The sequence below is a fragment of the Paraburkholderia sp. BR10954 genome (assembly GCF_040965775.1).
Classification (GTDB): domain Bacteria; phylum Pseudomonadota; class Gammaproteobacteria; order Burkholderiales; family Burkholderiaceae; genus Paraburkholderia; species Paraburkholderia youngii.
The window spans coordinates 97,205-111,127 of record NZ_JBFRCK010000023.1 but is presented as its reverse complement, the minus strand read 5'-3'; the positions used below and the strand labels follow the sequence as shown (position 1 = coordinate 111,127).

Here is a 13,923-nt window from a genome sequence, read left to right as displayed (position 1 = left end):
GCCATGCTGTCACGCCGCCAGTTTCTGAGCGTCGCCGCCGCCGGTGCCGGCGCACTGCTCGTGTCGCCGCGAATTGCGTTCGCGCATGTCGCGACCGACCGCCGCTTCGTGTTCGTGATCCAGCGCGGCGCGGCCGATGGCTTGAACATCGTCGTGCCTTACGCGGACCCCGCGTATGCGAGTTTGCGCGGACCACTCGCGATCGATGCGTTGAACGCGCCGCATCTGGACGGCACGTTCGCGCTGCATCCGGCGCTCGCGCAAATGGCGAAGCTGTACGCGCAGCGCGAGGCGCTATTCGTGCACGCGGTCGCTTCGCCGTACCGCGACCGCTCGCATTTCGACGGACAGAACGTGCTGGAAACGGGTGGCACATCGCCGTATCGGACGAAGGATGGTTGGCTCAACCGGCTCGCCGCGCAATTGCCCGCGACCCGCGAGAACGCGATCGCGTTCGCGCCAACCGTGCCGATGGCGCTGCGCGGTCCCGCTTCGGTGACGTCGTATGCGCCGTCGGGGTTGCCGCAGGCGTCCGACGATCTGCTCGCGCGCGTGTCGCAACTGTACGAGCAGGACGCGCAGTTGCGTCCGCTGTGGGAATCGGCGATGGCGGCGCGCAGCGTCGCCGGCGATGCCGGCGCACGTCAGGACCCGGCGAGCCTCGGCAAGCTCGCGGCGAGTTTCCTGGCGCGCGACGACGGTCCGCGCATCGCGATGATCGAGACCGGCGGGTGGGACACGCACAGCGCGCAGAACGCGCGGCTCGCGAATCAGCTGAAGGCGCTCGACACGATGCTCGCGGCGTTGCGCGACGGCATGGGACCATCGTGGAGCAAGACCACGGTGCTGGTCGCGACGGAGTTCGGCCGGACCGCGGCCGCGAACGGCACGGGCGGCACCGATCACGGCACCGGCTCGGTCGCGATGGTGCTGGGCGGCTCGGTGCAGGGCGGTCGCGTGATAGCGGATTGGCCGGGGCTCGCGCCGCATCAGCTGTATCAGTCGCGCGACCTGAAGCCGACCGCCTCGCTCGATGCGTTGATCGCAGGCGCTGCGAGTGAAAGTCTCGGGCTTGACCCGGAACGGACGGCAGCAGCGCTGTTTGGCCGGACCGTGGTGGGCGGACCGATGACGGGCGTCGTACGGGCGTGACGCGTCGATGGTCGGCGCGGCGAGCGAAAGTATTGCGCTCGATCCGGTCCGCGCCGCAGCCGCGCTATTCGGCCGGACCATCGCGGCGTTCCGCCGATCTCAACGAGCCGTGCGAACTCAACGCGCACAGGCGGACGCTTCGCATTGATTCGCCGCGGCCTGATGCGTCGCGTGCACCGAGCGCTCGCCGACGCGATGGTAGCGGCGTCCGTAGTAGATCAGCGCATCGCCCGCGCCCTGCGTCCGCGTGGCCTTCACCGCGCAGAAGAACACCGTGTGCGTGCCGACTTCAGTCACCGACCCGATCTCGCAATCGAGCGACGCGAGCGCGTCCTGCAACACCGGCGCGCCGGTCTCGAGCTTGCCCCATCGCGCGGCCGCGAAGCGCTCTTCGATCGCGAGCGCGCTCGTGGCGAAGTGCGCGGCAAGCGCCTGCTGCTCGGCGCTCAGCACGTTCACGCAGAGCTTGCCGTTGCTGCGAAACGCGGCGTTATTGCGGCTGCCGCGATTGATGCAGACGAGCAGCGTCGGCGGCTCGTCGGTGACGCCGCAGACCGCCGACGCGGTGCAGCCCGCAAGGCCGGCTTCGCCGTCGCTGGTGATGATGTTGACGGCCGCGCCAAGACCGGCCATCGCGTCGCGGAACGTGCTCTTGTCAAGCATGAAGGCCTCTGCTGGAAGTCGGGGTTCGTTAAGACAACGGTGATCGCGTCAGCCGCGAGCGTCGTCGGCCGGTGCTGCCGCGCAAGCCGGCGATCGGAAGCGCGCCGCGGTGTGAGTCTCGGGCAGCCGCGCATGGCCGAACAGCTTTTCGCGCAACGTGCCGTCGCGATACTCACGCTTGTACGCGCCACGTTCCTGCAGCAGCGGCACGACCAGTTCGATGAAATCGTCGAAGCACTCGGGCACGACGGTGCGCGACAGATTGAAGCCATCGACGCCGGTTTCCTCGGTCCATGCGATCAGCTCGCTGGCGATTTTCTCGGCCGAGCCGACGAGCGGCTGCTGGCGGCTGCCGAGCACCATCTGTTCGAGCAGCTTGCGCCTCGTCCAGTGCGGACCGGCCGCGCGCGTCATCGCTTCGACGTTCGACACGATCGCCTGGCTCTTGCCGGTTTCGATCGGCTCGTCGAGGTCGTAACGCGCGAAGTCGATCCCAAGCGATGCGGCCGCGTGCACCAGCGCCGCCTCCGAGCTCACATAGCGGCGGTACTCGTCGAATTTCTCCTGCGCTTCCTGATCGGTGCGGCCCGTGATGACGGTCTGGCCGAGCAGCACCTTGATGTCGTCGGCGCGGCGGCCGCCGGCGACCGCTTGCGCGCGAATGTCGTCGACGATCGACTTGACCGCCGGCTTCGCCTGGCCGTTGACGAACACACACTCCGCGTGTGCCGCCGCGAAATGTTTGCCGCGCGCGGACGAGCCGGCCTGATACAGCACGGGGGTGCGCTGCGGCGACGGCTCGGCGAGATGCATCGCATCGACGCGGTATTGCTTGCCGTGGTGGTGGATCACGTGGACCTTCGACGGGTCCGCGTAGACGCCGTGCGCCTTGTCGCGCAGCATCGCGTCGTCCTCCCAGCTGCATTCCCACAGCTTGTAGACGAGCTCCATGTACTCGTCGGCGAGATCATAGCGGTCGTCGTGCGCCATCTGACCGGTCAAGCCGATCGCGCGCGACGCGCTGTCCAGATAGCCGGTCACGATGTTCCAGCCGACCCGGCCGCGCGTCAGATGATCGAGCGTGGACATGCGGCGCGCGAACAGAAACGGCTGCTCGACCGACAGATTCGACGTGACGCCGAACGACAGATGCCGCGTGACCGCGGCCATCGCTGGAATCAGCAGCGTCGGATCGTTGACTGGCACCTGCACGGCGCCGCGGATCGCGGCATCGGGTTTGCCGCCGTAGACATCGTAGACGCCGACCACGTCCGCGAAAAAGATGCCGTCGAACAGGCCCGCTTCGAGCTTCTGCGCATAGTCGGTCCAGTACTGCAGGTCCGTGTAGCGCGTGGACTGGTCGCGCGGATGGGTCCACAGCCCTTGCTGGATGTGACCTACGCAGTTCATGTCGAACGCGTTGAGAACGATTTGCTTCGGCATGGTGTGTTCCGGCTGGTGAGCGGTTCGGACGATGGAGTTTTGTTTAATATAGTGGACAAAAAATCACTATGCAAGACATTGTTCGGCGGCTCGGGAGGGTGCGCGTTGAACGCCGTTTGCGCGCCCGCGGCGGCATCGCATCGATATAATTTCGCGGTACTCACCTCCGCACCGACGCCCCCGCCATGTCCGAAACTTCCGCAATCGATCTGACCCAGGCGATCTCCGCGCGCGTAAAGACCGAGCGCGAAGCGCGCAACTGGTCGCTCGCCGAACTGGCCGAGCGCTCGGGTGTGTCGAAGGCGATGATCAGCAAGATCGAGCGTGGCGAGGCGAGTCCGACCGCGACGGTGCTCGGGCGGCTGTCGGGCGCGTTCGGGCTCACCCTATCGACATTGCTCGCGCTCGCCGAGCAGACCGGCGAGCGGCTCGTGCGTCATGCGGACCAGTCGCTGTGGGAAGACCCCGAAACCGGCTATACGCGGCGGCGTATTTCACCGCCGACCGGTGGCGTGCTGGAGCTGCTCGAAATCGAATTGCCGATCGGAGTGAGGGTGCCTTATCCGTCGGATGCGTTCGCGTTTCAGCATCAGCAGATCTGGGTCACGCAAGGGGTGCTGACGTTTCGCGAGGGCTCGCTGACGTACCGGCTCGAAGCGGGGGACTGCCTGCAACTCGGTGCGCCGGTCGACTGCGAGTTCTTCAATGCTGGCACTCAGGTGTGCAGATATGTGGTGGGCTTGGTGCGGCGCTGAGCTGTGCCGGATCGTGCCCAGCAGTCCAGATAGCAGGACGACGACCGGGGATTAGCGGGAGACACCGCATGCATCGCAGGTTCGCGGCGCTCCCGTTTGCGAGTCGAATGCCGACGCTCAGCGTCAACCACCGCCGCGGGACGGGAAATTCAGCGTGAGCTTGTTGGTCACCGAGGTCACGCCTGGCACGCCTTTCGTCACGTCGGCAGCCTGCTGGATCATGCCGCTCTCAGGCACCGAGCCGGTCAACGTCACTGCGCCGCCGCGCGCCCGCACGAACACATTCGACACGTTGAAGCCCTGCGCTCTCGAGAGCGCGCGCCGCACGTCGCGGCCGAGCTTGCGATCCGCCGCACGCGTCGATTGGGTGGTCGTGGCCGGCGCGGCTGCCGTGGCGGCAGGCGCCTGCGCGTCGCTTGCCTGCGCGTAGGCGCTGGATGCGGTTGCCACGCACAATGCAATTCCGAGCACCTTCAAAAGATTGAGTGTTTTCACGGTTTCACCATCCTCGATAAGTTGATGTCGCTTCGTTGCATGTTAGAAACGTCGCGCTTTTGTCGAGCTGGTCCGGACTCTAGGAAGTGCCTGTCTTGTAGAGGAGTGGTGGTTTCGGCGCTTCCGGCGCGGTTAAACGATACTCCTGGCGGGGCGGTCTTGCCAAAAGACCGCATCACGAATGGATGTCTGATCGCCCAATCCCGGAGATCACTGTGATGGATCGGGTAGCAGAGCGGTTCGTGACGAAGCGATGAACGCGCCCGCCGACCGTTACGACGCGCATCCGGCCATTTGCCTGTAAGCTTCCCTGACGGGTTCGCGTCCAGGCTGCGCGACCCGCTGTGGTGCTCCACGATTCGCAGACGGACTCGTACGTTATTACCAATCAACAAAGGGATCTCAGTTATGAAGAGCTTCGCCATCAAACGAATCATGCTTGGGGTTTCGGCCGTCGCACTAATGGCCGGCACCATTCCGCTCGCGCTCGCTCAGGGCTCGACGGATGCCGCGGCCCAGGAAGGCGCGACGACGACCACCCCGAAGCCAACGAAGGCCGAGCGCAAGGCAGCGCGCAAACAGGCCCGCGCGAAAAAGAACGCCGAGCTGAAGAAACTCGAAGACGCGGGCTACCAGCCGGCGCAGAACGATCCGAACTATCCGGACAAGCTGCAGGCGGCGCAGAAAAAGGCCGGCGTCGGTGCGCCGGCCAGCCAGTAACGGACAAGCCCACGCCCGGCGCGGTATTCAGCGCCGACGAGACGCCGGGCGGCTTCGGTTAGGCTTTGCCGTCAGCAACGCGATCCGCGGGGAACGTGATCATGGCAACGAAGCATGAAGTGAAACGCTACAAGGCGAACCTCTCCGACGAACTGCACAGCGCCGCCCTGTATGAGACGCTCGCGCGAGTCGAGAAAGACGAGACCCGCAGGCAGGTCTATCAGGATCTCGCGCAATCCGAACACAGTCACGCGCAAGTGTGGGCCGACAAGCTCCGGGCCAACGGCATCGAACCGAAAGGCGGCGGTCATGCGATCAAGACTCGTCTGATGAAGGCGCTCGTGCGCGTGTGCGGCGCGGACTTCGTGCTGCCTACTCTTGCCGCCGCCGAATACGCGGACCGCAACAAATATCGAGGCCAACGCGACGCAGGCCACATGTCGGCCGATGAGCATCATCACGCGGCGGTCGTGCAGACGCTCGCCAGCACCAGCAATACCGACCTGTCGCCCGGCGCGCGCATCGCCGCGGCCGAGTCGTGGCACAAGGGCGCCGCGTCGGGCAACGATCTGCGCGCGGCCGTGCTCGGCGCGAACGATGGCCTCGTGTCGAACTTCTGCCTGATCATGGGCGTCGCCGGCGCGGGCACCGGCAACCAGGCGATCCTGTTGACCGGCCTCGCCGGGCTGATCGCCGGTGCCTGTTCGATGGCGCTCGGCGAATGGCTGTCGGTCACCAATGCGCGCGAACTCGCGAGCACGCAGATCGCCAAGGAAGCCGAGGAGATCGAAGAGCAGCCCGAAGCGGAGGAGCACGAGCTCGCGCTGATCTACCGCGCGAAAGGGCTCGACGCGAACGAGGCGAAACGCGTGGCCGCGCAGATGATGCGCGACAAGGACAAGGCGCTCGACACCCTCACGCGCGAGGAACTCGGTCTCGATCCGGCGGAACTGGGCGGCAACCCGTGGTCGGCGGCGGGCGTGTCGTTCTGTCTGTTCTCGCTGGGCGCGATTTTTCCGGTGATGCCTTTTCTGTGGTCGCACGGCGTCAGCGCGATCGTGCAGTGTGTCGTGCTGAGCATGCTGGCGCTCGCGTCGATCGGCGTGTTCACGTCGCTGTTCAACGGCCGCAGCGCGGGATTTTCGGCGATGCGCCAGATCATCATCGGGCTGGTCGCGGCGGGATTTACGTTCGGCGTCGGACGTTTGCTGGGCGTGTCGATCTCCTGAGCGGTTCACCCCGCGGGCACCGTGTCGCGCTCGCTGCCGTCCAGGAGCACCGCTTGCTCTGTCGCGACATCCTCCGCGCGCCGGCCGACCTGCGCCAATCCCTTCTGCCACAAGGCTTTCGTCGCCGCGTCGAGCGCTTGCGGCGCGGCCGGGTGTCGCATTTCCTCATGTGCTTGTCGGAAATAGTCGGCTAGCCGCACTTTTTTCTAGCAACTATGTAGGCACAGCGCGGGCGACGTCCGCAAGCGAGGAGAGCATTCGATGAATTCCCCCAAGGTCGTGGTCGAAGGGCTGTGCAAGGTGTTCGGCACCAACCCGAAACAGGCGCTCGCAATGCTGGCCAGCGGCGCCACCAAAGAGGAGGTGTTTGCCCGCACCGGTCAGATCGTCGGCGTGCACAACGCGTCGTTCGAGGTTCGCGAGGGCGAAATCTTCGTGCTGATGGGGCTGTCAGGCTCCGGCAAGTCGACGCTGATTCGCCTGATCAATCGGCTCGTCGAGCCCAGCGCCGGCAAGGTGCTGATCGACGGCCGCGATGTCGCGAGCGTGCCGCGCGCCGAGCTGACGGCGCTGCGCCGCAAGGACATGAGCATGGTGTTCCAGTCATTCGCGCTGATGCCGCAGCGCACCGTGCTGGCCAACGCGGCGTTCGGCCTCGAGGTCGCGGGCGTCGGCCGCAAGCAGCGTGAGGCGCGGGCGCTGGCGGTGCTCGAACAGGTCGGCCTCGCGCCGTTCGCGCAGAAGCTGCCCGCCGAGCTGTCGGGCGGGATGCAGCAGCGGGTCGGGCTCGCGCGCGCGCTCACGGTCAACCCGTCGCTGATGATCATGGACGAGGCGTTCTCCGCGCTCGATCCGCTCAAGCGCAAGGAAATGCAGAACGTGCTGCTCGATCTGCAGCGCGAGCAGCAGCGCACGATCCTGTTCGTATCGCACGATCTGGAGGAGGCGATGCGCATCGGCACGCGCATCGCGATCATGGAAGGCGGGCGCGTCGTGCAGATCGGCACGCCGCAGGAAATCATCAAGAACCCGGCCGACGACTACGTGCGCGCATTCTTCGAAGGCATCGACACGAGCCGCTATCTGACGGCCGGCGATCTGATGCAAACCGACGACGTGCCGCTGATGCACGCGCCGCAGATCGACGCGTCGAGCGTCGCCGCGACGCTGAACGGCAGCGCCGACTACGCGTTCGTGCTCGACAGCGAGCGCAGGATACGCGGCTTCGTATGCCGCGACGCGACGGGCAGCGTGTCGCCGCAGCTCAACCAGATCGAATGCATCCATCGCAGCACGCCGCTCAACGACGTGGTCGAGCGCGTGGTGGCGAGCCGCGCGCCGCTGCCGGTCGTCGAAGCGGACGGCTCCTACTGCGGCTCGGTCAACAAGACGAACGTGCTGAGCGTTCTCACGCATCATCGAGGTTCCCATGTCTGAAATGATTCCGCTTGGCGCCTGGGTGGATCACGGCGTTCACTACCTGCTCGATCATGATGCGAAGACCTTCGACACGATCGGCAAGGTCATCGAGAGTTTCGCCGCAGCCGTCGAGCACGGTTTGCAGGCCGTGCCGATGTGGGCGCTGATGGCGTTCTTCGTCGGCATCGGCTTGTGGCGCGTCGGCTGGCGCTTCGCGTTGTTCACGCTGGCCGCGCTGCTGTTGATCTACGGCACCGGCTTCTGGGATCAGATGGTGATCACGCTCGGCCTCACACTGTCGTCGACGGTGATCAGTCTCGTGCTCGGCGTACCGCTCGGCATCTGGATGGCGAAGAGCCGCACCGTCGAAATGATCGTGCGCCCCGTCCTCGATCTGATGCAGACGATGCCCGCGTTCGTCTACCTGATTCCGGCTGCGATGCTGTTCGGCCTCGGCCGCGTGCCCGGCATCCTGTCGACGGTGATCTTCGCGATGCCGCCCGCGGTGCGTCTGACCGCGCTCGGCATCAAGCACGTCAATCATGAAATCGTCGAAGCGGGGCAGGCGTTCGGCTGCACGCCGTGGCAGCTGCTCTACAAGGTGCAGTTTCCGAACGCGCTGCCGTCGATCATGACCGGCGTGAACCAGACCATCATGATGGCGCTGTCGATGGTCATCATCGCGTCGATGGTCGGCGCGGGCGGTCTCGGCAACGACGTGCTCGCGAGCATCCAGCGGCTCGATATCGGGCTCGGCTTCGAAAGCGGCATGTCGGTCGTAATGCTGGCGATCATTCTGGACCGCATCACCGAGAGCTTCGGCCGGGCGCCGGGCAAGGCACGCGCACCGCTGTTCGCCGGATTGCGCCAGGCGATGAAAGTGCGCCGCGAGCCGGCCGCGCAACACGGCTGATGGCCTGATCCGATACGTCCATGAAGCGCGACGCAATCGCCACCGCCGAACAAGCCGACGCGCGGCTGTCAGCCGTCGCGCACGTCGGCTTCCTGACGCTGCCGAACTTCTCGATGATCGCGTTCACCAGCGCGGTCGAGGTGCTGCGCATGGCGAACTACGTGGGCCGCGCGCAGCACTACCGGTGGTCGGTAGTCACACCGGATGGCGAGCCGGCGCGCGCGAGCAACGGCATCACGGTGAAGCCGACCACCACGCTCGCCGAGGCCGGCATGCCGGACCTGCTGTTCGTATGCGCGGGCTGGCACGTGCGCGAGTATGTGAACGACGCGGTGATCGCACTGTTGCGCGAGGCGGCCGCGCACCGCTTGCCGCTCGGCGGCATCTGCACGGGCCCGTATGCGCTGCTCGCGGCGGGGCTGCTCGACGGCTATCGGGCGACCGTGCATTGGGAGGACATGTCGCCGTTGCACCAGCGCTATCCGCACGTGCACTTCGACGACGAGCTGTTCGTGATCGACCGCGACCGGCTGACCTGCACCGGCGGCACCGCGCCGCTCGATCTGATGCTGCATCTGGTGGGCATGCGGCTCGGGCCCGCGGTGGCCGCGCAGGTGTCCGAGCAGTTCGTCGTCGAGCGGATTCGCGGTTCGACCGATCACCAGCACATTCCGGTCGATGCGCGGGTCGGCCTGTCGCGCGCCGAACTGATCGAAGTGGTGCGGCTGATGGAAGCGAACATCGAGGAGCCGCTATCGCTCGATGAACTCGCGCGGCTCGTGAACCTGTCGCAGCGCCATTTGCAGCGGATGTTCAAGCTGTTCCTGAACGTATCGCCGACGCATTACTACCTGAGCCTGCGGCTGCGCCGCGCGCGCGATCTGCTGCGCAATACCGATGCATCGATCGCGCGGGTGACCACGGTGTGCGGTTTTCATTCGCCGTGTCATTTCAGCAAGGCGTATCGCGCGCAGTTCGGACACGCGCCGAGCGTCGAGCGGCGCATGCCGGAGTAGCGCACGCCGCGTCGAATCAGATCGCCTGCGCGCGGCCCGGAAAGGTTTCGTCGTAGCACGAGCCGTCGTCGACTTGCTCAGCCGTGCCGCGCTGCTCGCGATACATCATCGGCGGCACGCCGAACTGTTTGCGAAATTCCCGCCCCAGGTGCGACGCGTCCGAAAAGCCGCAGCTCGACGCGATATCGGCGACAGTCTTGTCCGAACTCGTCAGCAGCCACGCTGCGGTGCGCAGACGCACCTGCTTCGCGTAGGCCTGCGGCGCCTTGCCGGTCTGCGCCTTGAACAGCCGTTCCAATTGACGCGGCGACAGATCGAGCTTGCCCGCCAGTTCGTCGAGCGACAGCGCGCGGCCCACGTGCTGCTCCATCAGCAGGATCGCGCGCTTGACCTTCGGATGCGAGGCCGGCGCAAGTCCGGGCGGATGCGGCTGCGGCGCGTTGCCTTTCTGCAGGTCGTCGACGAGCAGGATGCGCAGCGCCTTCTGCACCGTCGCGGTTTCGAAGTGCCGCAGCAGGATCGCGGCGGCGACGTCGATCGACGCGCGCCCGCCCGAACACGTGATGCGCCGCCGGTCGATCACGAACAGGCGGTCGGCGACCAGCATCTGTTCGTCGACCGACGGAAAGCGCTCGATGAAATCCCAGTAGTGAAACCAGCTCACGCAGATCCGGTGGCCGTCGAGCACGCCCGCTCGCATCAGCGAGAACACGCCGGTGCACATGCCGACCAGCGTCGCGTCGCGCGCGGCGGTGCGGCGGATGAACGCGAGCGTCGCCTCGCTCGCGGCGGGCCCCGAGTGCAGCAGTCCGCCGACCACCACGACATAGTCGAACTTTTCGGCGGTCTCGAAGGTTTCCCACGGCGTGATCTGGATGCCGCAACTCGCGCGCACCGGAGCAAGGGTTTCCCCGATCACGCTCCACGAGCAGCGCACCGGCTTGCTGAAGTCGCCTTCGTCGGCGGACAGGCGCAGCAGGTCGACGAAACCCGAGAACGCGGTCAGCGTGAAGTTCGGCAGCAGGATGATGCCGAAGCGGATGCGCTGCTTCGCGGCGGTGTCGAGTGAGGAAGGGGCAAGCGTTTCAGCGGAATTCATGCGCGCGGCGGGTCGGTGATCAGAGCTGCGAAAGAGGAACGAACGTTGACCGAAAAGGCTGTGGGCAAGCATAGCACCACGGACCTTCAGCATTGCCTGCCGGCGTCGGGTCGCCTTTAGCGAATGCGTCGCAAGTCATCGCAAATCCGCCGGGAGGCCCGCGTGGCGGGTCATTTGACGACGCCATCCCATTGCGATGCCGTTTTTATTCTATCGATCGGGCCTGCCGTGCGGTGCAATAGACGCACTTTCCATCCGGGCGCATCAGTCGAGTCGAAGCGCTTCCGGCCATCGCAACTCGCAAGACACAACGCACAAGGCAAGCCATGAACGTCAGCGTCTTCGATCTGTTCAAGATCGGCATCGGTCCATCGAGCTCACACACGGTCGGGCCGATGATCGCCGCATGCCGCTTCGCATCGCATGTCGAGGACGCGAATCTGCTCGGCTTCGTGCGGCGCGTCAGAGCCGAGCTGTTCGGCTCGCTCGGCGCGACCGGCAAGGGCCACGGCACCGATAAGGCGGTGCTGCTCGGCCTCGAAGGCAATCTGCCCGACCAGCTCGATCCCGACCTGATCGAGCCGAGGCTGCGGACGATCCGCGAGACCAAACAGCTCGTGCTGCTCGGCAAGCATCCGGTCGCGTTCGACGAGCGCGAGCATGTCGGCTTCTACCGCAAGCTGATGCCGGGCGCACCGGGCTCGGGTGTCGTGCATCCGAACGGCATGCGCTTTCAGGCCTTCGACGAGACTGGTCAGTTGCTGGTCGAGAAAGAGTATTTCTCGATTGGCGGCGGCTTCGTCGTCAATCGCGACGGCGATCGCGTGAATGGACGGCGCGCGACCGCGGAGGTGCCGTATCCGTTTCGCACCGGCGCCGATCTGATGCGCGTGTGCCGCGAAAGCGGCCTGTCGATCGCCGAAGTGACGTTGCGCAACGAATGCGCGACCCGGCCCGAGCACGAAGTGCGCGAGGGCCTGCTGGCAATCTGGCGCACGATGGCCGCGTGTGTCGAACGCGGCTGCAAGGTGCGCGGCGAACTGCCCGGCCCGATGCACGTGAAGCGCCGCGCGGCCGAACTGTGCGAGCGCTTGCGCGCACGCTCGGAGGAATCGCTGCGCGACCCGCTGTCGATGCTCGACTGGGTCAACCTGTACGCGATGGCCGTCAACGAGGAAAACGCCGCGGGCGGCCGGGTCGTCACCGCGCCGACCAACGGCGCGGCCGGCGTGATCCCGGCGGTGCTGCACTACTACGTGAAGTTCATGCATGCGGCGAACGACGCGGGCATCGTCGACTTCCTGCTGACCGCCGCTGCGATCGGCATCATCTACAAGGAAACCGCGTCGATCTCCGGCGCCGAAGTGGGCTGCCAGGGTGAAGTGGGCGTGGCCTGCTCGATGGCCGCCGCGGCGCTCGCGGCCGTGATGGGCGGCACGCCCGCGCAGGTCGAGAACGCCGCCGAAATCGGCATGGAACACAACCTCGGCATGACCTGCGACCCGGTCGGCGGGCTCGTGCAGATTCCGTGCATCGAGCGCAACGCGATGGGCGCGATCAAGGCGATCAACGCGGCGCGCCTCGCGATGAAGGGCGACGGCAAGCACGTGGTGTCGCTCGACAGCGTGATCCGCACGATGCGCGAAACCGGCGCCGACATGAAGACGAAATACAAGGAGACGTCGCGCGGCGGGCTGGCCGTGAACGTCATCGAGTGTTGAACCGCTACCGCTACACCGTACTGCAAAACCGCAAAGGACCCACGATGAGCCGCTATTCGATATTCAGCCTGCTGCGCAACGGGATGTCGTATCACGAGAACTGGGAGCGGCAATGGCGCAGCCCCGAGCCTAAACGTGAGTACGACGTCGTGATCGTCGGCGGTGGCGGGCATGGTCTCGCGACCGCGTACTACCTCGCGAAGGAACACGGCGTGCGCAACGTCGCGGTGCTCGAGAAGGGCTGGATCGGCGGCGGCAATACCGCGCGCAATACGACGATCGTGCGCTCGAACTATCTGTGGGACGAATCCGCCGGGCTCTACGAGAAGGCGATGAAGCTGTGGGAAGGACTCTCGCAGGATCTGAACTACAACGTGATGTTCAGCCAGCGCGGCGTGATGAATCTCGCGCATACGCTGCAGGACGTGCGCGACACCGAACGCCGCGTCAACGCGAACCGGCTGAATGGTGTGGACGCCGAATTTCTCACGCCCGCGCAGATCAAGGAACTCGAACCGACCATCAATCTGAACAGCCGCTATCCGGTGCTCGGCGCATCGATCCAGCGGCGCGGCGGCGTGGCCCGGCACGATGCGGTGGCCTGGGGCTTCGCGCGCGGCGCGGATCAGGCCGGCGTCGATATCGTGCAGAACTGCCAGGTGGTCGGCATTCGCCGCAACGGCAGCCAGGTGACGGGCGTCGATACGACCAAGGGCTTCATCAAGGCGAAGAAGGTCGCGGTGGTCACGGCCGGCAACACGTCGACGCTCGCGGACATGGCCGGCGTGCGCTTGCCGCTCGAAAGCCATCCGTTGCAGGCGCTGGTGTCGGAGCCGATCAAGCCGGTGGTCAACACGGTCGTGATGTCGAACGCGGTCCACGCGTACATCAGCCAGTCCGACAAGGGCGATCTGGTGATCGGCGCGGGCGTCGATCAGTACACCGGGTTTGGGCAGCGCGGCAGCTTCCACATCATCGAGGGCACGCTCGAGGCGATCGTCGAAATGTTCCCGGTGTTTTCTCGCGTGCGGATGAACCGGCAGTGGGGCGGCATCGTCGATGTGTCGCCGGACGCGTGCCCGATCATCAGCAAGACCGATGTGAAGGGGCTGTACTTCAACTGCGGCTGGGGGACGGGCGGCTTCAAGGCGACGCCCGGTTCGGGATGGGTCTTTGCGCACACGATCGCGAAGGACGAACCGCATCCGTTGAACGCGCCGTTTTCGCTGGACCGGTTCTATACCGGTCATCTGATCGATGAGCACGGCGCTGCCGCCGTGGCCCACTAGTCGACGAGG

General features: G+C 65.9%; 14 protein-coding genes. 9 read left to right on the top strand and 5 right to left on the bottom strand.

What is annotated here, in order from left to right:
* The first annotated feature begins 3 nt into the window (after window positions 1-3).
* Window positions 4-1,152 (top strand): DUF1501 domain-containing protein, encoded by a 1,149-nt coding sequence (locus AB4Y34_RS27400; protein ID WP_368717792.1) that lies wholly within the window; start codon window positions 4-6, stop codon window positions 1,150-1,152.
* 117 nt (window positions 1,153-1,269) lie between these two features.
* On the opposite strand, the gene AB4Y34_RS27395 is transcribed toward AB4Y34_RS27400, so the two are convergent.
* Complete coding sequence (locus AB4Y34_RS27395; protein WP_368717791.1) at window positions 1,270-1,815, bottom strand: flavin reductase; 546 nt, start codon at window positions 1,813-1,815, stop codon at window positions 1,270-1,272.
* A gap of 48 nt (window positions 1,816-1,863) precedes the next feature.
* Window positions 1,864-3,258, bottom strand: a complete 1,395-nt coding sequence (locus AB4Y34_RS27390) for an LLM class flavin-dependent oxidoreductase (RefSeq protein ID WP_368717790.1) — start codon at window positions 3,256-3,258, stop codon at window positions 1,864-1,866.
* Between the two features lie 185 nt (window positions 3,259-3,443).
* Here AB4Y34_RS27390 and AB4Y34_RS27385 point away from each other — a divergent pair, with 185 nt between their 5' ends.
* The gene (locus tag AB4Y34_RS27385; RefSeq protein WP_176381399.1) at window positions 3,444-4,013 is read left to right on the top strand and encodes an XRE family transcriptional regulator; all 570 of its coding nucleotides are present in this window, start codon (window positions 3,444-3,446) and stop codon (window positions 4,011-4,013) included.
* Window positions 4,014-4,136: 123 nt separating this feature from the next.
* Here the strand turns inward: AB4Y34_RS27385 and AB4Y34_RS27380 are convergent, their stop codons facing one another.
* On the bottom strand, window positions 4,137-4,508 hold the full coding sequence (locus tag AB4Y34_RS27380; RefSeq protein WP_176381402.1) for a BON domain-containing protein: 372 nt from the start codon (window positions 4,506-4,508) through the stop codon (window positions 4,137-4,139).
* A gap of 408 nt (window positions 4,509-4,916) precedes the next feature.
* Here AB4Y34_RS27380 and AB4Y34_RS27375 point away from each other — a divergent pair, with 408 nt between their 5' ends.
* Together AB4Y34_RS27375 and AB4Y34_RS27370 are read left to right on the top strand one after the other, a co-directional pair.
* Entirely contained in the window at window positions 4,917-5,228 is a 312-nt protein-coding gene (locus AB4Y34_RS27375; protein WP_176105883.1) for a DUF4148 domain-containing protein, read from the top strand.
* A 101-nt stretch (window positions 5,229-5,329) separates the two neighbouring features.
* Window positions 5,330-6,457: a VIT1/CCC1 transporter family protein gene (locus AB4Y34_RS27370; RefSeq protein ID WP_368717789.1), complete on the top strand. Its 1,128-nt coding sequence runs from the start codon at window positions 5,330-5,332 to the stop codon at window positions 6,455-6,457.
* Window positions 6,458-6,462: 5 nt separating this feature from the next.
* On the opposite strand, the gene AB4Y34_RS27365 is transcribed toward AB4Y34_RS27370, so the two are convergent.
* Window positions 6,463-6,618: a hypothetical protein gene (locus AB4Y34_RS27365; protein ID WP_368717788.1), complete on the bottom strand. Its 156-nt coding sequence runs from the start codon at window positions 6,616-6,618 to the stop codon at window positions 6,463-6,465.
* Between the two features lie 100 nt (window positions 6,619-6,718).
* Between AB4Y34_RS27365 and AB4Y34_RS27360 the strand changes: the two genes are divergently transcribed.
* From AB4Y34_RS27360 to AB4Y34_RS27350, 3 genes are read left to right on the top strand one after another with little or no spacing between them, the layout of a single operon-like run.
* On the top strand, window positions 6,719-7,894 hold the full coding sequence (locus AB4Y34_RS27360) for a glycine betaine/L-proline ABC transporter ATP-binding protein (protein ID WP_176125326.1): 1,176 nt from the start codon (window positions 6,719-6,721) through the stop codon (window positions 7,892-7,894).
* The gene (gene choW / locus AB4Y34_RS27355) at window positions 7,887-8,789 is read left to right on the top strand and encodes a choline ABC transporter permease subunit (protein WP_176381408.1); all 903 of its coding nucleotides are present in this window, start codon (window positions 7,887-7,889) and stop codon (window positions 8,787-8,789) included. The genes AB4Y34_RS27360 and choW overlap by 8 nt, the downstream gene beginning before the upstream one ends.
* Window positions 8,790-8,809: 20 nt before the next feature.
* Entirely contained in the window at window positions 8,810-9,805 is a 996-nt protein-coding gene (locus AB4Y34_RS27350) for a GlxA family transcriptional regulator (RefSeq protein ID WP_368717787.1), read from the top strand.
* Between the two features lie 16 nt (window positions 9,806-9,821).
* Here AB4Y34_RS27350 and AB4Y34_RS27345 read toward each other — a convergent pair whose 3' ends face one another.
* Complete coding sequence (locus AB4Y34_RS27345; RefSeq protein ID WP_368717786.1) at window positions 9,822-10,904, bottom strand: GlxA family transcriptional regulator; 1,083 nt, start codon at window positions 10,902-10,904, stop codon at window positions 9,822-9,824.
* 326 nt (window positions 10,905-11,230) lie between these two features.
* On the opposite strand from AB4Y34_RS27345, the gene AB4Y34_RS27340 reads away from it, so the two are divergent.
* Window positions 11,231-12,625, top strand: coding sequence for an L-serine ammonia-lyase (locus tag AB4Y34_RS27340; RefSeq protein WP_368717785.1), 1,395 nt, complete (start codon window positions 11,231-11,233; stop codon window positions 12,623-12,625).
* A gap of 44 nt (window positions 12,626-12,669) precedes the next feature.
* Window positions 12,670-13,914 (top strand): sarcosine oxidase subunit beta family protein, encoded by a 1,245-nt coding sequence (locus AB4Y34_RS27335; RefSeq protein ID WP_013091654.1) that lies wholly within the window; start codon window positions 12,670-12,672, stop codon window positions 13,912-13,914.
* The last annotated feature ends 9 nt before the right edge of the window (window positions 13,915-13,923 follow it).

Excerpts from the sequence above, each read along its gene's own strand:
- AB4Y34_RS27375 (WP_176105883.1), top strand. The coding sequence starts at position 4,917 with ATGAAGAGCTTCGCCATCAAACGAATCATGCTTGGGGTTTCGGCCGTC.
- choW (WP_176381408.1), top strand. The coding sequence starts at position 7,887 with ATGTCTGAAATGATTCCGCTTGGCGCCTGGGTGGATCACGGCGTTCAC.
- AB4Y34_RS27385 (WP_176381399.1), top strand. The coding sequence starts at position 3,444 with ATGTCCGAAACTTCCGCAATCGATCTGACCCAGGCGATCTCCGCGCGC.
- AB4Y34_RS27350 (WP_368717787.1), top strand. The coding sequence starts at position 8,810 with ATGAAGCGCGACGCAATCGCCACCGCCGAACAAGCCGACGCGCGGCTG.
- AB4Y34_RS27395 (WP_368717791.1), bottom strand. The coding sequence starts at position 1,815 with ATGCTTGACAAGAGCACGTTCCGCGACGCGATGGCCGGTCTTGGCGCG.
- AB4Y34_RS27340 (WP_368717785.1), top strand. The coding sequence starts at position 11,231 with ATGAACGTCAGCGTCTTCGATCTGTTCAAGATCGGCATCGGTCCATCG.
- AB4Y34_RS27370 (WP_368717789.1), top strand. The coding sequence starts at position 5,330 with ATGGCAACGAAGCATGAAGTGAAACGCTACAAGGCGAACCTCTCCGAC.
- AB4Y34_RS27365 (WP_368717788.1), bottom strand. The coding sequence starts at position 6,618 with ATGCGACACCCGGCCGCGCCGCAAGCGCTCGACGCGGCGACGAAAGCC.
- AB4Y34_RS27360 (WP_176125326.1), top strand. The coding sequence starts at position 6,719 with ATGAATTCCCCCAAGGTCGTGGTCGAAGGGCTGTGCAAGGTGTTCGGC.
- AB4Y34_RS27335 (WP_013091654.1), top strand. The coding sequence starts at position 12,670 with ATGAGCCGCTATTCGATATTCAGCCTGCTGCGCAACGGGATGTCGTAT.
- AB4Y34_RS27390 (WP_368717790.1), bottom strand. The coding sequence starts at position 3,258 with ATGCCGAAGCAAATCGTTCTCAACGCGTTCGACATGAACTGCGTAGGT.
- AB4Y34_RS27345 (WP_368717786.1), bottom strand. The coding sequence starts at position 10,904 with ATGAATTCCGCTGAAACGCTTGCCCCTTCCTCACTCGACACCGCCGCG.
- AB4Y34_RS27400 (WP_368717792.1), top strand. The coding sequence starts at position 4 with ATGCTGTCACGCCGCCAGTTTCTGAGCGTCGCCGCCGCCGGTGCCGGC.